This is a genomic window from Pseudomonas sp. CCNWLW23, from assembly GCF_037095675.1.
GTDB lineage: Bacteria > Pseudomonadota > Gammaproteobacteria > Pseudomonadales > Pseudomonadaceae > Aquipseudomonas > Aquipseudomonas atacamensis.
This window is the reverse complement of sequence record NZ_JBAWKM010000001.1, coordinates 490,029-511,455: the sequence shown is the minus strand read 5'-3', so window position 1 is coordinate 511,455 and position 21,427 is coordinate 490,029. Positions and strand designations below refer to the sequence as shown.

General features: G+C 55.2%; 17 protein-coding genes. 12 read left to right on the top strand and 5 right to left on the bottom strand.

What is annotated here, in order from left to right; genetic code table 11:
* Positions 1 to 87 precede the first annotated feature (87 nt).
* The 3 genes from V8J63_RS02320 (at position 88) to V8J63_RS02310 (ending at position 4,932) form a co-directional block, all read left to right on the top strand.
* Positions 88 to 885, top strand: a complete 798-nt coding sequence (locus V8J63_RS02320) for a hypothetical protein (protein WP_336463504.1) — start codon at positions 88 to 90, stop codon at positions 883 to 885.
* Positions 878 to 4,177 (top strand): DEAD/DEAH box helicase, encoded by a 3,300-nt coding sequence (locus V8J63_RS02315; RefSeq protein WP_336463503.1) that lies wholly within the window; start codon positions 878 to 880, stop codon positions 4,175 to 4,177. Before V8J63_RS02320 ends, V8J63_RS02315 begins: the two co-directional genes overlap by 8 nt.
* Positions 4,178 to 4,257: 80 nt before the next feature.
* Complete coding sequence (locus V8J63_RS02310) at positions 4,258 to 4,932, top strand: hypothetical protein (RefSeq protein WP_336463502.1); 675 nt, start codon at positions 4,258 to 4,260, stop codon at positions 4,930 to 4,932.
* A gap of 291 nt (positions 4,933 to 5,223) precedes the next feature.
* Here the strand turns inward: V8J63_RS02310 and V8J63_RS02305 are convergent, their stop codons facing one another.
* Positions 5,224 to 7,182 (bottom strand): hypothetical protein, encoded by a 1,959-nt coding sequence (locus V8J63_RS02305; RefSeq protein WP_336463501.1) that lies wholly within the window; start codon positions 7,180 to 7,182, stop codon positions 5,224 to 5,226.
* 484 nt (positions 7,183 to 7,666) lie between these two features.
* On the bottom strand, positions 7,667 to 8,167 hold the full coding sequence (locus V8J63_RS02300; protein ID WP_336463500.1) for a hypothetical protein: 501 nt from the start codon (positions 8,165 to 8,167) through the stop codon (positions 7,667 to 7,669).
* A 535-nt stretch (positions 8,168 to 8,702) separates the two neighbouring features.
* Here V8J63_RS02300 and V8J63_RS02295 point away from each other — a divergent pair.
* From V8J63_RS02295 to V8J63_RS02275, 5 genes are all read left to right on the top strand, one after another.
* Positions 8,703 to 9,038, top strand: coding sequence for a hypothetical protein (locus V8J63_RS02295; RefSeq protein WP_336463499.1), 336 nt, complete (start codon positions 8,703 to 8,705; stop codon positions 9,036 to 9,038).
* Positions 9,039 to 9,291: 253 nt separating this feature from the next.
* Entirely contained in the window at positions 9,292 to 9,837 is a 546-nt protein-coding gene (locus tag V8J63_RS02290; protein ID WP_336463498.1) for a hypothetical protein, read from the top strand.
* Positions 9,812 to 10,258, top strand: coding sequence for a hypothetical protein (locus V8J63_RS02285; RefSeq protein ID WP_336463497.1), 447 nt, complete (start codon positions 9,812 to 9,814; stop codon positions 10,256 to 10,258). Before V8J63_RS02290 ends, V8J63_RS02285 begins: the two co-directional genes overlap by 26 nt.
* Before the next feature lie 336 nt (positions 10,259 to 10,594).
* Positions 10,595 to 11,521, top strand: coding sequence for a LysR family transcriptional regulator (locus V8J63_RS02280; RefSeq protein WP_130888855.1), 927 nt, complete (start codon positions 10,595 to 10,597; stop codon positions 11,519 to 11,521).
* A gap of 104 nt (positions 11,522 to 11,625) precedes the next feature.
* A complete protein-coding gene (locus V8J63_RS02275) occupies positions 11,626 to 12,252 on the top strand; it encodes a glutathione S-transferase family protein (protein ID WP_130888854.1) in 627 nt (208 codons plus the stop codon).
* Positions 12,253 to 12,378: 126 nt separating this feature from the next.
* Here V8J63_RS02275 and V8J63_RS02270 read toward each other — a convergent pair whose 3' ends face one another.
* The 3 genes from V8J63_RS02270 to V8J63_RS02260 are packed head-to-tail and all read right to left on the bottom strand — an operon-like array spanning position 12,379 to position 15,790.
* Entirely contained in the window at positions 12,379 to 13,746 is a 1,368-nt protein-coding gene (locus V8J63_RS02270) for a glycosyltransferase family 4 protein (protein ID WP_122705445.1), read from the bottom strand.
* Positions 13,743 to 14,996 (bottom strand): ABC transporter ATP-binding protein, encoded by a 1,254-nt coding sequence (locus tag V8J63_RS02265; RefSeq protein ID WP_122705446.1) that lies wholly within the window; start codon positions 14,994 to 14,996, stop codon positions 13,743 to 13,745. The genes V8J63_RS02270 and V8J63_RS02265 overlap by 4 nt, the downstream gene beginning before the upstream one ends.
* A complete protein-coding gene (locus V8J63_RS02260; RefSeq protein ID WP_130888853.1) occupies positions 14,996 to 15,790 on the bottom strand; it encodes an ABC transporter permease in 795 nt (264 codons plus the stop codon). Before V8J63_RS02260 ends, V8J63_RS02265 begins: the two co-directional genes overlap by 1 nt.
* Before the next feature lie 649 nt (positions 15,791 to 16,439).
* On the opposite strand from V8J63_RS02260, the gene V8J63_RS02255 reads away from it, so the two are divergent.
* The 4 genes from V8J63_RS02255 to V8J63_RS02240 are packed head-to-tail and all read left to right on the top strand — an operon-like array spanning position 16,440 to position 21,394.
* Entirely contained in the window at positions 16,440 to 18,020 is a 1,581-nt protein-coding gene (locus tag V8J63_RS02255; protein WP_130888852.1) for a glycosyltransferase, read from the top strand.
* Positions 18,014 to 19,318 carry a glycosyltransferase gene (locus V8J63_RS02250; protein WP_130888851.1) on the top strand — a complete coding sequence of 435 codons (1,305 nt, stop codon included), beginning with the start codon at positions 18,014 to 18,016 and terminating at the stop codon, positions 19,316 to 19,318. The genes V8J63_RS02255 and V8J63_RS02250 overlap by 7 nt, the downstream gene beginning before the upstream one ends.
* On the top strand, positions 19,315 to 20,253 hold the full coding sequence (locus tag V8J63_RS02245) for a class I SAM-dependent methyltransferase (protein WP_130888850.1): 939 nt from the start codon (positions 19,315 to 19,317) through the stop codon (positions 20,251 to 20,253). The genes V8J63_RS02250 and V8J63_RS02245 overlap by 4 nt, the downstream gene beginning before the upstream one ends.
* On the top strand, positions 20,243 to 21,394 hold the full coding sequence (locus V8J63_RS02240) for an acyltransferase family protein (RefSeq protein WP_130888849.1): 1,152 nt from the start codon (positions 20,243 to 20,245) through the stop codon (positions 21,392 to 21,394). The genes V8J63_RS02245 and V8J63_RS02240 overlap by 11 nt, the downstream gene beginning before the upstream one ends.
* Positions 21,395 to 21,427: the final 33 nt, after the last annotated feature.

The following is a 21,427-nucleotide window of genomic DNA, read 5'->3' as shown; positions in this document are numbered from 1 at the left end:
CCTCTAAAAAGCTGCTTGCAAACTGCTGTTCTGAGAGGCATTTTGCCAGCAGTGGATGTGCGCCTTAAGTGGCCAAGGATGAATAGGATGCCGTTGACACTTACACCGGTGGTCCATGACAAGTTGTGCCATGGTTCCCGTTGGGTAATCGATGATGAGGATGATCTTGCTCGTAAGGTTGCATACCTAGCTCTCGGCCAATCGAGGCATGTCGCCGCAATACTTGCATGCATCGACAAAAAAGCTCCCAGCACCCGTGCTGATGCAGCCGAGGGCGCAATCAAACTCCTCACGGTGCCCAAAGGCCTTGCTGCTTATCACCGCGATGGGTGGATTTTTCAGTCAATATCTTGGATTGCTGCACATCGATATGAGGCTGGAGCCGTTGTGCGTGCACCGCATAGCATCGCAGCTCACAAGGGATTCGATGGTATGCAACTTCGAATTGATGGCAAAAGGCAGATTTCTGCCGTCGTGATCTTTGAGGACAAAGCTACAGCCAACCCTCGGTCGAAAATTACGGGGGATGTGTGGGCTGGAATCAAGGCGCTGGAGCGAGGTGAAAGAATGCCAGAGCTCATCCAAGAAACCGGCGCGCTTTTGGAGGCTAATCAGCAGCGCTTCCCGGAGCTAGACATCGATGCGGCAATAGAGGCTACGATTTGGGAGGAGGTTCGGCACTACCGTGTGGCTGTAACCGCCAGAGATATCCACGCAAGTGATGTCTCGCGGCAGGCGCTTTTCAAAGGTTTCGACAAAGTCGCTCCAGGTAAACGCGAGCGGCGGCAGGCGGAAACCTTGTTCATCCCAGATCTTCGGAAATGGATGAGTCAATTCGCGAAGAAAACGATTAGGCAAATCGAAGCATGGAGAGACAATGTTTGATCCGGTTACGATCGATCTGATTAATGCAGCCCCCCCCCTACGTTCGCTGGATTTGGAAGAACTCCCACGCCGCTTCACCAATGCGTTTGCGGAGATTGTCGCCGCACGTGTTCGATTACGTGGTGCAGTCAATGCAGAGGGGCAAAGCGAGACTTTGGCTGAGCTTCTTGAACAGATGCGGCGACTGGCGGCAGCCCAGGAACTGTTGGTTGCCACTGCGCCTGAGCGCACCGACCGCGTAGCGGCGGCGTTTGTAGCGGGGACTGCGCATCAGCTTTGCTTAATCGCCGAGGTTGTATCCGAAGAGCGTGCGTCATATATCGACGCCATCTGCGCGGCGCCTGAGATTTGCAGCACCTTACTTTTTTTAATCGCAGATTCTCAAAGCGATGCTGCCGAGATGTCGAAGCGCTTAGTCTCTAAGGCTGATGACATGTCCGCCGAATCGCAGTTGATCAAGGCAATTGGCGATCTTGCTGCTGGGCGACTCGAAAGAATAGTTGAGCAGACAGATGATCCAAAATATGCTCGCCCAGCTGATCGGAGCGGCACGGGCTTAGCTGTGGATGCTTTGCTGAGGCGATTGCATATGGGCGTGATTCAGCTAGCGCGTGAAGTCCTCAGCCGGCCGGTATTCGATCAAAAAATGGGTGAGCATTCCCAAGCTCAAGATATTTTTTCCGAAGTGGTGGGACTATGCATTGCGCCGATCGACAGTGTTTTTGGTAATGATGGGCCAAGTGCCGTAAATATTTTTCCTGGCCCCCTCCATGTCGGAAAACTTTTGCTCGCCGCTTCAGGAAATCTAGCTGCTGCTGGACTGTGCCGGGTTCTTGCGCCTTCAGGGATTGATGAGAACCAATGGTGGCACGTTATTCGTCGAGCTGCTGGGAAGCGTCCTTATCTCTGGCGTAATCATCGCGAAGCACTCGATAGAGGCTTTCTCTCTAGGGGACTCTCCGCTGCTGTCAGCTTTCCTACCGGGGGCGGTAAATCCACACTCGCCGAGCTAAAAATCGCGGCTGCTCTTCTACGTGGTGGTAAGGCTGTAGTGCTTGCGCCGACTTTGGCACTTGTCGATCAAACTGCATTTTCCCTCCAGAATGCGTTCCGCGACTTTAGTGTGGTAGGTGATCTAGATGAGGAGATCACTTTCTCTGATTTTCTCGAACTGCCTGAGATCATAGTCACCACACCTGAGCGATGTCTTATGCTGCAATCTTTGCAGCCGGAAGCGTTTGAGGATGTCGGTTTGGTGATGTTCGACGAATGTCACCTTTTACATCCGAGGGAGGCTGACCGGAGCCGTCGCAGTATTGATTCGATGCTTTGCATTCTCAATCTAACCCGCTCGGCACCGCACGCTGATTTACTGCTGATCTCGGCGATGATGCAGAATGCGGAAGAGATTGCGGGCTGGGTTGCCGAGCTGACGGGCCGCCCATGCATACCACTCGACTTGGCCTGGAAACCCACCCGTCAAGCGCGTGGGTGCGTCGCGTACAACGCTGATCGAATCGCGGAGTTAGAGGACTTGCTTCGCAGCGAACGGGCAATCGCTACGACAGTAGGAGTCCCGGCACAGTTGAAGCCGAAGTTGAATGCGCATCCGCTTGCTTTCTTCTGTCTTCGGCAAACCTGGGCAACCCGCAATCGCAGCGACTACTCGCTGATGGCTCTGCTTGATGAGCCTGTGGAATTTGCGACCGGTACCAACAAGTGGACTAGGAATTGGTACCTTACGCCAAATGGCAATAAGGTAGCTGGTACAATCGCCGCAGCGGCCGCCGAGGACGGACTGAAGACACTTACGTTTGTACAGAGCACCGTTGCTGCTGAATCCACCGTACGGCACTTTCAATCACTGCTACCGGAGCGTCGAGTCTCACTTACTGAGGATGAGCGAAAATTGCGCACGCTCGTTGAGGAAGAGCTTGGCGGACCGCAGTATTGCTATCTAGAGCTTGACGCTAAAGGCCGGGTCAAAGGTGGCGCGGCAAGCCATCATGCTCAGCTCCTGAAGCATGAGCGCCTTCTGCATGAATCGCTGTTCAAGCGACGAGATGGTATTGATGCGCTTTTCGCCACTTCTACCCTTGCGCAGGGCATGAATCTTCCGAGTGATATTGTCTTAATCGCGGGCGACAGCCGATGGGATGTTGCCGGCGATAAGATGAAGCAACTCGATGCTCATGAGCTTTTAAACGCTGCTGGAAGGGCAGGCCGGGCAGGTGAGGGAGGCCAAGGATTCGTGCTAATCATCCCTAGCAAGATTATCAATATCAACGACGCGAAGAATAACATCGCTAGCCATTGGATGACCCTGCAGGGGATCTTTTCTCAATCGGACCAGTGCCTGAAAATCGATGATCCGCTGATGGGATTGCTCGACCGCATCCATTTAGGAGTGCTGGAGGGCAACGAGGAATACCTCCTCGCTCGGCTTCCCGTCGGCGATGAGGATGCCCCAGACGAACCGGCGAAAGCGATGATCCATAGGTCTTTCGCTGCGTACCGCAAGCGTCAAGCGAACGATGCAGAGTGGATTGAAAGTCGGGCTGCGTCTGCTATGCAGCGGCGTGCCGATCTTGCTCCAAAGCAAGAGCTCTCGTGGCTTGAGCGCGTTGCGGCCTCATCCGGACTTCGATACGAAATCGTGGCGAGCCTGAAAGAGCTCATGGAGACTGGCGCGTTTTCAGGAAAAACTACCGACTGCATTCAGGCGCTATTCAGCTGGATCGAAACACACCCAGAATGGTTGCTTCAGCTAATCAGGCCGAATGATATCGAGGGGCTTTTTGGCGGCCAGTATCGGGCTATACAGGACGACGGGGAGAAGGCGAGGATGGCACTTCCTGTTATCAGAACGCTACTGGACGAGTGGATGGCGGGCAAGCCACTCTGCGATCTTGAGCGCGCTATCGGAACTGCTGAGAGGCAAATCAAAACCTGTGAGACGGCGAGGCATTTTGCTGTGCGTTTGGCGGCTGATCTTGCTTTCGTGGCTGGCCTCCCTGCGCGGATCTTAGCGGCGGAGGCAATTTCGGCCGGCGAAGAGCCAGTCATCCCAACGACATTGCTCACTTTGAGTGGTGTTGTCCGGAGAGGATGCGCCAATCCTGAGCTGCTCGCGAACGCGGTTCATCTGAATGAGTCTTCGCGCCCAATGGCTCGTGCCGCCTTCCCGGAGATCGTGCCATACCTTCAGCCAGGGTCTGAATACGAAAGCTTCGAAGAGGTGCTCGCGCGAGTGCGTCAAGCATATGTCGTGGCGTTCCTTGACGACTTTTAGGGAATACTGAAGAAGCTCACAAATTCTTCGAGCCAAACTGTATGCTTTTCAGCTTTTTGATAATTCAGATGAGCTTACAAGTGAAACTCTACGAAAACGTGGTGATTGGAAACTTCCTTTATGGGCTTGGGTTCGCAGTTCGGTCATGTCTCGGTGACTCCCCCGGTATTCCAACTATGGTCAATTTGTTGCAGCAGTCTCCAGCGGACACATCGCTGGCCGACGTCCTGCTTACGTTCCCTGGAATCGTACGGTTAATCGAATTCAAAATGGAGAGTTCTAAGAAAGGTATAAAAAAAGAAGAAGAACGAGTCCAGAGGTTGTTTAAGGCCCTTGAAAATGAGGGGAACCCCTCGCTGATCGAAGTATCGAGAAAGGTTCATTGGTACGTTGAGGTGGGGATCGGAGCAGAGAAGGAGGTGGTGATATCACGTGTCGCGTCTTATCTTGATGCCTTTCTGGAGAATTCCGGCCTCGCCCCCAAAGCTCTCGAAGATTTAATAAAGTTAACTGCACAGGAAGCGGTTGAGGATACTTCCGATGAAAGAGACTGTGCTCGCGACTACCTACAATTCGTTCGAAAAGCGCTTAAAGGAAAAAATGTCATAGGTGGAGGTGGTCTCGTTCTGATCATGGATAATGATGGCGGTGTTAATTTCGTGCGCATACAGAGTTTGACCGACCTCAACCTGTCTCTATCCAGTTTCCAGCAGCGCGCACTCCAACGAGATCTAACGCCATCGTATGGGTTTTAGGAGCTAAGCAACAAAAACTGGCCTTAAAGAGGCTCGTGAGGAAGGGCCGTGGTTTCCTGCTGCGTGATCTGAATGTTGCCGAATTTCCTGACATTCCTGCCGCGCTGACTCGGCTCGTAGCAGGTTGATACTGGGGGTAATATCCGCTTGAAACCGGCAGGTTAGGTGCCCACGTTGAGTGAGCTATGCCAACGGTTACCCTTATTGGCAGTCTATGCGGGGCGCGGGATATCTGACCATCGAATTACCACCCGCATGAGTGGAGACAACTATCAGGCAACCATCTTCTACTCAGGTGTTAGCGGGCCAGTTTCCCAATATTGCTCGAACCATGGCCTGAGTATCTCCCGCGAATGAATCTGGCCTATGGCGGCCCTCCATGATGTAGTCGGGAATCGGCTTTGGCATCGGGACAGCCTCTTTCGGAAGCTGCTTTAGCATGTTCTCCGCCTTAGTTTTTAGTCTCTCATAGCCGACGTTGCCAGCGTAGTGGATCAGGTGGTGGAGCATGGCCTCGTGCAGCGTGAGGACAAACTGTCTCTTGTGCTTCTGGCGAATAAGATTAAAGAACTCCTCAGTACCAGCTTGCTTGAAGTCCGGGATAGCCTTGTACGCAGCGTAATCCTCCATAACAATGCGCTGCCGGTATATCACTAGCATTCGGCTATAGTCTCTCGCTATGGCGATCAGATCGTCCTCCGCTGGCGGAGACTTCGCTTCAAGCCACGCGGGCTCCAAACGTGACGGCATGAAGAACTGGAAGTCGATTCCGGAGAGGAATGACATAGCGTCTGCCACCATAGTTCGCTGCTCGGGAAGTGGAAAAAAACCTTGCGCGATGGCAAGCCGCTGTTCCCTGGAGCACACCATCATATAGTTCTCCCCGAGCTGTAAAGAGATGAACTCGTCGAGGTGCTCGGGCTTGAGTTCGATACAGACTTGAAGTGCTCCGAGTGTCCGCCAACCCGTCTCATCATTTTTCATCACGAACGGGTTGAGATTGAACTCCGTGTACAGTGCTGCACGGCATGGTGAAGATGCCAGCGCGGCGAAAAAGTCGCGAAGTGAGTCCTTGTCGTGATGGCCAAGTGCAGCTTCTACAAACTCACCGATAACTCGCTTAAACATCAACGAACAGAGTCCGCCAGTATGTACTATTGCCATACTGAGGAAGCGCAGCATCGCATCCATTGCCCGTCGCGTGCCGTGTTGTAAATCACTATGTGTCAGCACTTGGACGCACTCAGCCACGTTTTCGAGGACTTGTGCCGCGTTGAATACAAAATCGATATGCTTAATTTTTTCTGCGAATTGGATGTAAAGGTTTGCCTGCACACCGTACGGGTCCTTGCTGCATACGTAGTCGCACAAATAGGTCTCAATTTGCCGCAGATCTTCAGACGTCATCAAGGGGGCTAGCGCTATCAGTTCCTTTTCGCGGGTGTCACGCCAGATGTCTACGCCGATAGCAGCATCGCGCCGCGGTCTACTTAGGATAAAGGGTGGAGTGAGATTCAGCAGCTTCGACATAATAAAACGATTTGCCGAAAATACAGGTCCCCAAGGCTTGTTGTATCGTTCGTGATGGACGGTTGACACGGCAACGGCGAAATTGATTGAGTGTGAATGCGAATAAGGCTTACCGTTGTTTCCCGATGCAGGCTGTTCCCAGGCGGGGAAGGCCGATTGAATCTGATTACCCCGAACCTGAATGCGCAACTTCATGGCCTTGAGAGGGTCATCTAGTAATGCGTATCCATAGAGGACACCAGCCGGCCGTTCTGGTGTCGGATGTGTGGAGTCCTCGCGATCTAGGTTGCCGAATGCTTCAGTGAGGACATTGATGATGTCGTCTTCTGAGAATCCCACGGGATACAGCGTCTTCCAAAGGTAACCAGATTTGTAATGGACATCCGGTTTCATCGTAATGCTGGCAGCATCACCCGTGAACATCCTCCGCGGTATCTTTAGAGTAATAACTCCGTTTTGAAGCTCCCGCGCATAGAACCAATCGGCATGTCGGTCAATGTCGTAATCAAGTAAGTGCACCACGGCAGGGTGCTGTTTCAAGAGTTCTTCCCAGCCCGACCAAGTATGTAACCCACCAGACAGGACCACCTCCACGGCGCGCACTCCGAGCGCATTAACTGGTCGAACTGCTGTTTCTCCGGCCAAGATGTGCTTGAGGGCTAATTCGTTTAGCTCATACTCTCCTTGCTTTCCGAAACGGATGGGATATGTCCTGGTCATCGCGAGCCTTAGCCTTTAATTAGGGGCGTTGCATTTTCGTGCATCAGCGCGCTTTTTCAAGCGTGTTAGGTGCCGCTAACAGATGCCCGAGGGATTGGCGCTTACGGTTAAGCCAATCGGGTAGGTCCGGATTCGCTGATTGTTGGCTCCCGCTGCACTGGCTACAGCCTGTCGCAGTGCTGGTTGGTGTGTCGATAGGTGTCAAGCTTTGCAGGATGAGATAAAGGACCTTCGCCTAACGCTAGGCTTCGCCTCCGTTCAATGGCCCCCCCGTGTTCGAACGTCATCAGAGGCTGATGAAGACCCATTTTAGAGACGCTGCAGAGAATCCAGGCCGGCGAATCCCTACGATCGTATGTAAGCCGCGCTCTGCTCAAGTTTACCCAACACTGACCGCCATTGAATCTGTCTGGTCTATTGGTTGACATCTCCTGCCTAAGGCGGGTGCGATGCTGCTGAGCGAAAACTATTGCTCAGCTATAGGCTATTCACGCTTTCTTTTCAGCAGTTGCTGAAATTGCTCCTCAGTCAAAGGCTTCAGCTGGTAACCCCAGGCGGGTGCGCCCGCATACCCGTTATCATTGAGCAATGTTTGGATCTGGCCTGTGAACAGGTCATTGCTCCATGGGTGAGAGGCCGGTGTGGCTGAGACGCCGTCCGGGAACATGAAGGCCAAAAATGGGCGCTCGCCCACCTGCGTCACTTCCACACGGTAGCCCTCCTCGTAGTCCTCGGGGTAGTGGCCTTTAGTGTAGGAATCGATCTTTTCCTGAAGAGCTGAGCGGGCGCGGTATTCGGAGAATTCTTTGGTCACTGTGATACCGGCGAACACTACGACTGTTCCTATGGTGCAAATGGCTAACAGTGCACCGAACCCGATAGCGATTTTCTTCCACTTCAGCAGCGTCACTTTCGCGCCAATTGCGAGGATAAGAGCCGCAACGATCGAAGCAATTACGCTCAGAGAAAATTCGGAGAAGGTCATCTTTATCCTTAAAAATCAGTTATCTGAGCTGTAAGAGTATCGAGTGTGGATAGCCAGTGCCATCACTATGATTCCGGCCGTGGTCCTTCCATTTCTTTACAAATTGGTTGCAACGGTAGCAGTTACGTCATCTCCAATGAGTCGTGGAACAATCTGCAGCATAGTTCCAGCTGAAGTCTGCGCTGCTCTCACGAGTTCTTCAGCTGGGAGATCCGGTCGTCGAAGTTAAGATGGGCGGTTTGAGATCCTACGCAGGGTTTGTCAAGACTGATTAGGCTGTTACATCGATGTGATCAAGAGAACCGGAGCGCCAGGGGCGTAGAATACCCATCGAGGGAAGACCGCCCAACTGGGTAAGCGTCCGCCCAACCCCCGTTGCCTAATCGCGGACGTCTCGTTTGTGTTCCTGACGAGCTGTGCCTAGACAATCCGAGCTCTCAAGTGTAAATATCTGCTTAACGGGTAGTAAGGCTACTCACTTCCAGAGCTTATCCTTATTAGGGCTCAGATCACCATGGGAACGTCGGCAACCCACATGCACGACTTCGACCACAAGGTCTTCAGATACACCATTCAGTTCAGCCGCGATCTCACACCTGATGTGGACAGGGCTGCATTGCTGAGCGGTATTAAACGTCAGTTGGATGCGGCGCGACAGGTTGTGACTGAGGAGACGCTGGAGCGGATTGGCCATGCGCAACTCGCCGTGATGATCAATACGGCTTCTCGATTCAATCTGTCCCTTGACGATGTGATGATGGAGGCTTTTCACCGGGGAATGCATCCCATGCCACCCCTATGTACAGATGTGGCGGCAGCCAAATCTGGACGTAGCCCAGCATTGAAGCCACGGCTCCAGATCGTCAAATAATCTGCTCTCACCATAACGACTCCAGACTGAGCATACGCATCGTATAGATGCGCGCTGATGGCGTATCTGTTGTTCATTTTGGTCTTCACACAGGGTGATCGAAAATCGATTGCGTCCATCCGCACGCCGGCTTTTTACCGCTCACCGCTCCCGTAGAAAATCTCCTCAACAAATCATTGAAAACAAAGATTCTTTCGAAATATGATGGAGGTGTTGTAGTAAAAATCTACATAACACTTAGGTGATCTGAACCATGGACTGCCCCGAAGCCAACGAGTCAACCGAGGAGGTAGGCGAATCATTCGTCGACATGGTTGCGCGCGGCATTGAGGAGGCGAAACTGGTTTTTGCCAAGCAGGAGGAGATGTTAGCTAGGCAGATTGTGCTGCTTGAAGCCCACATGGCTCAAACGCGCATAAACCAGGCCAAACTGCTTATCTCAGCGTACGAGACTGCTGATGATCCAGCTTTGCTTGAGATAGCAGCAGAGCTAAGGGATAGCTATGCCGAGTACGCGGCTGAACTTATTCACAAAAAAGCGCTTTCTCCTCGCGAAACCATCCAAGTTTTCAAAAGATTACATGCTGCGTTGGAAGCAGCATTCGCAAACCTCAACTCCCTCATGGGTGGTTTTTGCCGCCTGACTGATCTTGCCATCTACATGGTCGGCCGCCGGATCCATGAAGTCCTGGCCGCTATCCTTACCAGCCTTCGCACAGCCTCAGATACCGCTTGGTTCCGTATGCCTCTCTCCGCCTACGGTCCAGAGCTTAGTGAGTATCGACACCGACTCCGGTAAGTCCCTTTCTCAGCTTTCGCTGTCGCTGCGTGAGCAGCAAAAAATTCCAATATTTTTTGAAAGGGAATCTCCCATGACAATCCATTTGATTGACCCCGAGCATGCCTCGGACACTGACATCCGCTGCGGCCACTGTTGGGACAACAAAGCGACCCTAATCGAACTTTCTGCGAACGGTGAGCATAACCCTGACGATCACCTAGTGCTCTGCTCCAACTGCGCTAAGCTCTCAGGCCTGAAGCCGTGTTGCGAGTGCGATAAAGGGCCTAAGGTTACCGTCCTTGCTGGGCATCTCGTTGAGAAACTCCGCGCTATTTATGCTCCGGACGGGCTGGATGGCGAAGGTCATTGCTCATGGCATATCGGCATGCCAGTGCAGCCTGAAAAGGTCAAGCCAGGGCTGAACATGCACGCCGGGTAACCAACACCTATGCGGGCCGGGTAGGACCGGCCCGACAGGGCTTGCTGGCTCAACGCAGACAATTGCGCGATGAGCCGTGATGATGGGGCATTTAGGTTCGGGGCGCTCGCAATCACCGCGCGAACCCTCGTCATTGCTTACTGCGACAGTTTTAATTCTCTAGCGCTTGGCGCGCAAGCTGCATTTCTGCACCTTGCGACAGTTTTGCATTTCCTCTCCAAAAAGCTGAAGGCCGCGGAAAATGGGACACTCCCGCGACAGTTTTAATTCTCTAAATCCAGCTCTCCCACAATCGCAGCCTCGGCTGCGATTGTCGTATCCGCCCGGAGGAATTCGATGGACCGCTTTCAGGAAATGCAGATCTTCGTTGTTGTCGCCCAGGAGCAAGGCTTTTCGGCGGCTTCGCGGCGTCTGGGTCTGTCGGCGGCGAGCGTCACCCGGGCGGTGGCGGCGCTGGAGCAGCATATCGGTACGCAGCTGCTGGTGCGTACCACGCGCACCGTGCATCTCACCGAAGCCGGGCAGCGTTACTGCGATGACTGCCGGCGGATTCTTGCCGAAGTGCAGGAGGCCGAGGATTCGGCGGCAGGCAGCCATGCCTTGCCGCGCGGGCAGTTGACGATTACTGCGCCGGTGCTGTTCGGCGATCTGTTCGTGACGCCAGTGATGGCCGATTACCTTTGTCGTTATCCGGATGTGTCGATCAACGCGCTGTTGCTGGACCGGGTCGTCAACATGGTCGAGGAGGGCATTGATGTCGCGGTGCGTATCGGTGAGCTGCCGGACAGCAATCAGCATGCGATTCGCGTCGGGGAAGTGCGGCGGGTGATCTGCGCTTCACCGGGGTTTCTGGCTGCGCACGGCCGCCCTGAGCACCCGCAGGCCCTGGCCGCGCTGCCGGTGGTGGCGACGTCGGCGATCGGTCAGCAACGCAACTGGCCGTTCCTCGACGGCGGTGAAGCACTCAGTGTGCGCACCGAACCGCGCCTGACCGTCACGGCCAATCAGTCGGCGATCACCGCTGCGCGCAAAGGCCTGGGCCTGACGCGAGTGCTGTCCTATCAAGTGGCGGACAAAGTCGCGGCGGGGGAGTTGGAAATCGTCCTCGCCGAGTTTGAACTGCCGCCGTTGCCGATTCATGTGGTGTATCAGGGCGGGCGCAAGGCACCGGCGCGGATCCGCAGTTTTGTCGACTTCGCCGTGAAGGCGCTGCGCGAGCATCCGGCCTTGAGCGCTGCGGCGTTATTGCACGAGATGAAATAATCGATTGCAGCGGCTGGTTATTCTGTTGTTCCGGCAACCCATAGATGATGACTCCATCGGCGCGCTCATCCCCGTAGCGACGTCACTTTCCAGCGGAGTCGACCATGCAAGCGATCAAACTCTACAACTTCCCCCGTTCCGGCCACGCCCACCGTGTCGAGTTGATGCTGTCGCTGCTGCAACTGCCGACCGAGCTGATCTTCGTCGATCTGGCCAAGGGTGAGCACAAGCAGCCGCAGTACCTGGCGATCAACAGCTTCGGCCAAGTGCCGGCGATTGATGACAATGGCGTGGTGTTAGCCGATTCCAATGCGATTCTGGTTTATCTGGCGCAGAAATATGGCAACGGACGCTGGCTACCGACCGATCCGGTGGGCGCAGCGCATGTGCAGCGCTGGTTGTCGGCAGCGGCGGGACCGATTGCCTTTGGCCCGGCGGCGGCACGCCTGATCACGGTGTTTGGTGCGCAACTGAATGCCGAGGAAGTCATTGGCCGTGCGCACAACCTGCTCAAGGTCATGGAACTGGAGTTGGGCAAAACGGCGTATCTGGCGGGCGAAGAGCCGACCATCGCTGACGTGTCTGCCTACAGCTACATCGCCCATGCGCCGGAGGGCAATGTCTCGCTGGACGACTACACCAACGTTCGCGCCTGGCTGACACGGATCGAAGCCTTGCCGGGTTTTGTCGCAATGCCGCGTACGGTGGCCGGGTTGCAAACCGCAGTCTGATTTACGCAGCCGCACTCTGGAGGCCGCGCCAGACAGGTTGTTCAGCAATGCTGAGCGGGCAAGCAAAATCTGCAGGAATGGGGTGAATGGCGCATCCCGGTGCGCAGTCGCTGTTGAACCGTTGCGTCAAGGGCAAGATGCGTACTGCATGGGAAGCGCCTCAGGCACTTCCAACAAATGGTGTACGCTGCGTTCGACTAGTTGCAGGCTGGCTTCACGCCAGCTAATCCATTGCCAATCGACAACGTCGCGGACAGCTGGAAATTGCCCGCTGCGCTGGAAGCAGCAAATCAGATTGGCGAGACTTTGCGGGTCCTGCAAGTCAAAGTACGCCATAAAATCTCCGCCGATTTCACGAAACACTGCTATATCGCTCCCCATTGCCGGCAAGCCTCGCTGCATGGCTTCCACCAATGGTAAACCGAAGCCTTCGACGAACGATGGAAAAACCAGTGCACTGGCATGAGCGTATGCATATTCAAGGCTAGTGTCGCTGAGGTCGTTGAACATGAACAGTCGTTGGTTCAGTTCTGAATGGTTGCTTACCCGGGTCAGCAATGCATCGCACTTCCAGCCGATCTTTCCTGCGATGCACAGATGCGCAGTGGAGCCTGCGGCCCAGGCGCGTTCGAAAGCGTCGAGCAGATACGCGTGATTTTTGCGCGGCTCAATGGTGCTGACCATCAGAAACACTGGATCGCTGGTCACGAATAGTTGCATCAGGTGCGGCTCGATTGTTCCTTCTGTGTCATGGAGATCTAGTTCTGAGCCAAGATGAAAGAAATCGAACCAGCATTTGGCGGTCTTTTCAGCGCCGATACGGAACTTCAACTCTTCACGCAACTGATCGCGCACTGTGGCGGAAATCGCCATGTAGCCATCGGCAGTGCGTGTGATCCACTCGAACCATTCGCCGAAAACCCCGACCAGACGGCTTTCGTAAAAATGCGGATGAGTCAGCGGGATAAGGTCGTAGATCACGGCAATTACGCCAACACCGTCGCTCTTGAACCTTTCTACTTGAGCGAAAAAGTCCGAGTGCCAGGAGGAGTCCAGCAACAACAATTGATCGCCCGGCTGGTGTTGCAGCGGTAAACAACGTTTGAGCAGTTGAGTGCGATTGACCCGTCGAATCAGTCGCAGCGATATTCCGAAGGCGCTAAAGGAGGTCAGTCGGTAGCCCACGTACAAAAGCCGTCGCGCCAGTTTCGAAGTGCATTTTGCGTCGCGTCGTTGATGCCATTGCCAAAAGCGATGAGCCAGGCGCTCCAACCGTTCACCAAAATTTTCAAGTTTGTTCAGGAAAGGTGAATTGAGCGGTGCGAGATGCAGCACGCGATACAGATAGCCATTGAGCACAACCACAGGTATGCATTCGACGCCTTTTGCGCTGGCGGGCAATTGTTTGATGACATTTCGCACCACACGCTGGATCCCCGAGTTCACCATCGGATGCTTAAACACGTGGGTGCATTCCACCAGTAAGCGAATCACGGCATACGCTCGAGCAAATCGGCTTCGACATAACGGCGCACCGTGGTCTTAGCGTTAAGCCATGAGCATCCGACAAAGTCTTCGTGGCGAATGTTGATGACATGAAACACCAAGCCCAAATCACGCCACTCGTAATTCTTGTCCAGATGCGAGTCCAGCCTCGACAGGCTGAGGGCGACGGAGTAATTGCCTTTGCCCAGACCCATTGCAAACGCGAAGCGGTAAATGACGCGCTCGCCGGCACGCAGATTTTCCAATGCCTGTTTCTGGCGGTGGGTATTGATACCGTACATGGGCTGACCGAGTCGATCCTTGATCATGAACCCAAGTACCAGCCTCTCGATGTCCTGACGGACTTCAACCTCTACTTCCAATACGACAGACTGGCCGACTTCAGCAACTTCGATACAACGTTCGGATTCGTCCAGCAAACGCACTCCAAGGATGCCGGCTTCACCTGTTCCCGATACGGTCTGAACCTGGCCGCCGTCGAGCACTTCCTGGCGTACGCTTTGGCCCTCCCGTTCGGCTAGCAAGGCGTTGTAGTAATCCATGACTGCTTCAGGTCTGTCGTGCATCGCCATATGGCCGCCATCGAGCAAAATTGCGGAATCGCAGATCGCTTGAATGGCAGAGCGGTCGTGAGAGACTATAAGCAGGGTAGTGCCGGCCTTGCGAAAACTGCGGATCCGCTCGAAGCTTTTGTGCTGAAAGTATGCATCACCCACCGAAAGAGCTTCATCGACGATAAGAATATCGGGGCGGCGTGCTGTGGCGACGCTGAAAGCCAGGCGCATCTGCATACCGCTTGAATACGTGCGTACCGGTTGATCAATGGCCTCGCCAATTTCTGCGAATATTTCGATCTCCGGCATCAATGCGTTGATTTCTTCGACCTGCAGACCGAGCAGTTGGCCAGCCATCACGGCGTTTTGCCGACCGGTGAAGTCCGGGTGGAATCCCATGCCCAGCTCCAGCAGCGCCGCCACTCGTCCCGAAAGCTCGATGGTGCCGCAAGTCTGTCGGTTGGTGCCCGTGATCATCTTGAGCAGCGTGCTCTTGCCCGCTCCGTTGACACCGACGATACCCACAGCTTGGCCCGCAGAGATTTCGAATGTGAGGTCTTTCAATACCCAGTGCTGGCGGTGGCGCAATGGTGAAAAAGGCGTCAGCCATTCGATCAGACGGCTCCAGCGACTGGGATATTGTCTATAGGCTTTGCCCAGCCGTGTAACACGAATATGTCCCATCAGAGCTCATCCTCCATTGCGCCGACCTGTTTGCGAAACAGGTACAGGCCCATTGTGCAAAACACTGCGCCAATCACGAATGTTGGCAGCAGCGAACTCCAGATCGGCCATTGGCCGTAAACGAACAGATTCTGGTAACTGCCTATCAGGTTGGTCAGAGGATTGAATCGGAGCAACTTCTGCAATGGCTCCGGCAATATGGTGATGGGATAAATTATGGGTGTCAGCCAGAACCAGAATTGCAGACAGATACCGAACAGCTGGCCGACATCCCGAAAAAAAACGTTCAGTATGCCCAGTACCATGCCAAGTCCGGCGCAGAGCATCATTTGCAGAGCAACCAGCGGCACTAGCGATAGCAATGCCACGCCCGGCCAGCGTCCGGTGATGAGTAGAAAGCCAAGAAACAACCCGATGATGATTGCGAAATTTATTCCCGCATTGATCAGTACGATCGTTGGCAGGCATATTTTTGGGAAGCTGACCTTCTTCAACAGGTTAGCGTTATCCAGAAACATGTTCTGGCTGCGCAGTGTGATTTCTGAAAAAAGCCCCCACGCCAGAAGTCCGGCGCACAGATAAATGCTGTAGGCCATGCCGTCATCCACGCCAGGCAAGCGAGCGTGCATGATGTGGGAGAAGACTACGGTGTAAATCACGATCATCGACAGAGGATTGAAGATCGGCCAGAGCGCGCCTAACAGGGAGTTGCGGTACCGCGCTTGAAACTCTCGTTGTACGCTGCCACTGATGAACCCTCGGTAGTCGTACAACGATCTGTACACTGAAAGCATTAAACTGTCCTCCAGTGTGAGTGATCGAAGCAGCTGACGCCGCACTGTGGCAAAAGCCGGCTGTGATGTATTTCTAACTGCGGCCAAAGATCGGTGGTGTCGTACCGCTCGGTGAGGTCGTTGGACAACGCCTCGGATTGCTGCTTCCACGAGGAGCCCGGAAATGTCGGACGCGACGAGACAGGGTGATCCACGAATCCATTGGAATCCGCGACGAATGGACGCTTTTTCAAAAATCGACCCCTTGGTTTTGACTAGCGCCGCTTTTCTACAGGCTTTGTAAAAAGGTCTGCCCGGCTGAAGAAACAGCTAGGTGACAGGCAGGCGAAGTCAGTTGTTGTAGTTGTTTGTCTACAATCTGTGCCAATTGCTCGGCAATTTCAACAGGGCAAACCGTGACTGGTCAGTTCTCATCAGCGTAGTCCGATTTATTCTCGCCGGGCGGTTTCCGGACTCGTGATGGATGTGTTTAGAATGGCCCTCATCACGCTTGCCAGGGATGTTCCGGCTCGTTGTGCGAAAAGGTGAGACCGACCACTAAAACAAGAACAAGACGAGACTTGAGACGAAGAACCGCGATCGATCAGGTTCTACGCTTGGCCGTCACTAGGGTGAAGCTGCCGGGAAGGCGGTTTCATTGTGGAATGCCATGAACTTCATTCTTTATTCGGACATCAACGAACACTCCATCAGGGAGAGTCTCGGCCATCCCGACGCGAGTTATTACTTCGTATTGAAGGCTTACCGTTCATTGCTCGAAACTGTCGGGCTAGTTCATGTGGTGAGTACTGTCGCAGAGGTTGACCCGCTTTTTCGGCAGTTACACGCCGCCGGCCAAGAGAGTGTTTTCCTCTCATTCACCCGACCACAAAAAACCGCGATTGACCTCCAGTGCCCGACCATTTGCGTCGTTACCTGGGAGTACGACTCGATTCCCGATGAACAATGGGGCGATGATCCTGGCCAGGACTGGACGCGCATGTTGGCAAGGCATGGCCGCGTGATCACACTGTCCAGCCATACCGCCCGAGCGATTCGTCGCTCGATGGGAGAGGATTTCCCTGTGCTGGTATTGCCCGCCCCACTCGGAGAGGAGCTTGCGTCCATCGGCAAGCAGCACCTCAGCACACCGGTCAACACAGGTACGACGTTGACGCTCAAAGGGTGCATTTTCGATTCCCGCCAGATGAACCTGCATCCGGATAATCTGCTGCCCAAGCCTCTCACCGCCGAAGAACTGGCGGAAATCGAAGCACAGTTGGAGGCTTCGCGACCACCACCGCTGACGTGGAAACGACGCTTGGTCATCGCAAAGCATTACCTGCGCCTTTGGCTGCTCAATGCCGGCCATGATCAGACGCCCGTGGTGCCACGGGTGAGGTTTTTGCAGAATTGGTACTGGGAGGGGATTCACGACTTGCTTGGGCATTCCTGGCATGAATGGCTCGCCAGACATTTGCCCGGTATCGCCGGCCCTCAACTTTTGCCGGTGCCAGTGCAACCGCCACCGCGAGATATGCCGGACACCTCATTGCAGGTTCAAGCCGAGGTTGACGGTGTGGTCTACGCGTCGGTGTTTCGCCCCGCGGACGGGCGCAAGAACTGGCTACAGATCCTCACCGCTTTCTGCGCGGCCTTTCGTGACACTCCCGACGCCACACTGGTGATGAAATTTACCCAGAGCGACCTGGCTGCCGTCTATGCACACTTGATGACGCCACTGGCGCAGCTGGCGCCTTTTTCCTGTCGGGTCGTGATGATTCACGGTTACATGGACGATGCGCAATACGCGCGGCTTTACCAGTCGGCGAATTTTTACGTCAACGCCTCGCATTGTGAGGGTCTGTGTCTGCCGCTGATGGAGTTCATGGCCTGCGGCAAACCGGTGATCGCCCCCGACCACACGGCGATGCAGGACTATATCGACGAGTCTGTGGCGTTCGTGGTCGACTCCAGCGTTGAGGCGTGCACGTGGCCCCATGACCCGCGCATGCTGTTTCGTGCGCATCGTCACCGGCCAGACTGGGGCTCCTTGAAACAAGCCTACGAAGACAGTTACCGGATGGCCACGACACAGCCTCAGGATTATCAGCGAATGTCGTTGGCTGCCGCGCAGCGCATGGAGCATTTCAGTGCGATCGCGGTTCTGCAAAAGCGCGTCGAGGATTTTTTCGGGCTCGAACCACAGCCCGGTCACGTTGCCCAGGTCAGGGATAGCGCCCCATGCTGATCATCATCCATTCGGAAACCAACCAGCACACCATCAGCCGCAACCTTGGGCGCTCGGAGTACAGCTATTACTTCGTGCTCAAGGAGTATCGGCCAGTGCTAGAACGTCTGGGTCGGGTGATCGAGGTCATGGACCCGAACAGCGAAGTCGATGCGTTGTATGCAGAGTGCCAGTCACGTGGCGAGGCTTGCGTATTTCTGTCGTTCTCGCCACCGCATCGCACCCCGGTGCATCTGGCGTGTCCGACCTTGCCGGTCTTTGCCTGGGAGTTCAGCACGATTCCCGATGAGCCATTCGCTGGCGATCCGCTGAACGACTGGCGCACAGTACTTGCCGCCTGCGGTGCTGCGATCACGCACTCCAGTTACACGGTCGATGCCGTGCGCAAAGCGATGTCTGTCGAGTACCCGATAGTCGCCGTCCCCGCGCCGGTCTGGGATCGGTTCGCAGCGCGCGGCGTTCAATTGCAGGGGCAGCCAGCCGTCGATTCAGTACGGCTGAAAATCAAAGGCCTGGTAGTCGACACTCGCGAGATCGCCTTGGATGCTTTCGCTCCTGTGCCGTTGCGCCGTGGGCGTGGAATCGATTTCCTCGCGCCGGTCACCGAGCAAGAGCTGGTGCTTGAAGGTGTGGTGTACACCTCGGTGTTCAACCCCCGGGACGGGCGCAAGAACTGGGAGGACATGATCAGTGCCTTCTGTGCCGCTATGCGGGAAAACGCTGATGCAACCCTGGTGCTGAAACTCACCCATCACGATGCTGAAGAAGCCCTCACCGACATCCTCCATCACCTTTACAAGAATCAGCCTTATCGCTGCCGCATCGTGCTTATCTACGGCTATCTGGCAGACGCGGATTACGAACGTCTGGTGCAGGCGACCCGTTACGTCGTCAACACTTCCTACGGCGAAGGCCAGTGCCTGCCGCTGATGGAATTCATGTCGTGCGGCAAGCCGGCGGTGGCACCGTGCACCACGGCAATGATCGACTATATGAATGCCGATAACGCTTTTCTGATCGAGGCAACCGAGCAATTCACGGCTTGGCCTCACGACCCGCGTTCGGCCTATCGAACCTTGCGCTACGCAACGAGCTGGGCTTCGATCTGTGCCGCTTACACTGCCAGTTACGACGTCGCGCAAAATGATCCCCAGCGTTACGCCACCATGTCGGCACAGGCTGTCGTGAGTCTCGAGGCGTTTTGCAGTCAAGCGGTGGCCGAGCAGCGATTACGGGCGTTTCTGGCGAGCCTGCTGCAAGCCCGCGCCGAAATGGCGAGGGAGGTTATCGGCGCATGATTCGCAGATTGCTTCATCGATTGTTTGCCCAAGCGCAATCTTCGCAACCGCCGCCAGCGGCTGAACCGATAGCGGAACCGGTGATTGAGCCGACGCCAGACGCTGAACCCGAGCCTTTATTTGTCTGGTCGCCCCGTGATGTCGGTTTGCGTGATGCCGTGCTGGACGGCTGGTTTCTCAATGACAGCGGCGAATTGCTCAAGGGCTTTGCCATTACGCCTGACGACACCTTGCTCGACGTCGGTTGCGGCGAGGGCGCCGCAACATTGTTTGCCGTACGCCAGGGCGCATCGGTGATTTTCACCGACAGTGAACACGACAAAGTGCGCGAGCTGGCACGGCAGGTCGAAGACCGCAGCACCCGGCCGAATCTGGGACTGGTCAGCAACACCTTGCCGTTACCGTTGGCCGACGGCTGCGCCAGCCGTGTCGTGTGCATGGAGGTGCTGGAGCACGTCGACGAACCCGAGGCGTTCATGGCCGAACTGGCGCGTATGGGGCGTCCCGGTGCGTTGTACCTGCTCAGTGTCCCCGCCCCGGTTGGCGAGCACTTGCAAAAAGGTATCGCTCCGCAGAGTTATTACCAGTCGCCCAACCACGTGCAGATCTTCACTCCAGAGCGCTTTGCCGCACTGGTCGAAGACGCCGGACTGATCATTGAGCATCGGCAGGCGACGGGGTTTTTCTGGGTGATGGGGATGATCTTTTTCTGGGCCAGCGAAAAAGCGGCCGGCAAGGATCCGGACGGTGCGGTGCGTGATCGGATCCACGCGCCTTTTCCTCATCTGATGGGTGGGTGGGCGAGAACCTGGGAAGAGATGCTCGACCGGCCCGACGGACTTGCGATCAAACAGGTGCTTGACCAGTTCATGCCCAAAAGTCAGGTGATCATTGCGCGTAAACCGCTGGATGCGGAGATGCCGGATGAGCAGTAAACGCATCATGGACATCGAAGTGCTGCGTGCCATTGCCGTGCTCGGAGTGCTGTTCCATCACCTTGCGGGCAATCTGTTCCGCGATCCGGTGCCATTGCTCGATGCCATTCATGCTTGGGCACAACCCTGGTGGGGCGTTGACCTGTTTTTCGCCATTTCCGGCTTCGTAATTGCCCGCAGCCTGATTCCTGCGCTGCGTAATTGCAGCAGCCGTCAGCAATACTGGGAACAAACGCGCAATTTCTGGCTACGCCGCGCTTTTCGCCTGCTGCCTTCGGCCTGGCTGTGGCTGGCCCTGGTGCTGCTGATGTGCATGTTTTTCAATCGCTCCGGGGCGTTCGGCACGCTGCAGGCCAATCTGCAGGCGACGCTCGCAGGAGTGTTGCAGTATGCCAATTTCCGCTTTGCCGATGCGTTCTTCCGCTACGAATATGGCAGCAGTTTCGTCTACTGGAGTCTGGCCCTGGAAGAACAGTTCTACCTGTTGTTTCCGTTGCTGATTCTGCTGTGCCGCAGACATTTGGTCTGGGTGCTGCTGGCGCTGGTCGCAGTGCAACTGCTGGCGGTGCGAACGCCGCTGCTGATGGTCGTTCGAACCGACGCGCTGGCCCTCGGCGTACTGTTGGCAATGTGGAGTGCTCAACCGAATTACCGGCGTTGGCAGCCGCTGTTTCTGAGTCGCAACGGGGCCGGAATCTCAGCGCTGATTGTCGTTGCAACGCTGATGAGTTACCTGGCCACCGATGGATTTTCCGCGACTCACTTTCGCGTTGGCGCCATCGCTTTATTGAGTGCCTTGCTGGTGTGGGTCGCCTCTTACAATCAGGATTACCTGTTATCGGCCGGGCGCTTGCAGCAATTGATGGGATGGGTGGGCAGTCGGTCGTACGGCATCTACCTGATTCATATTCCCGTGTATTTCATGGTACGTGAAGTTACTTTCCGTTTGCAGGAAGCGGGCCTGCCGAGTCCGGCCGGTCATCCAGTGTTCACCTTGCTCTGGGCGTTCGGTCTGATTGCCCTGCTCAGCGAATTGAATTACCGCTTCATCGAAATGCCTATGCGCAACCGCGGTGCCGCGCTGGTGCAACGTCTTGGTACGTCCAGCACACCAACTGCGTGTTCTGAAGCCGCAGTCTGATCGACTCGCTACGCCTTGTTTTGTGTAACCTTG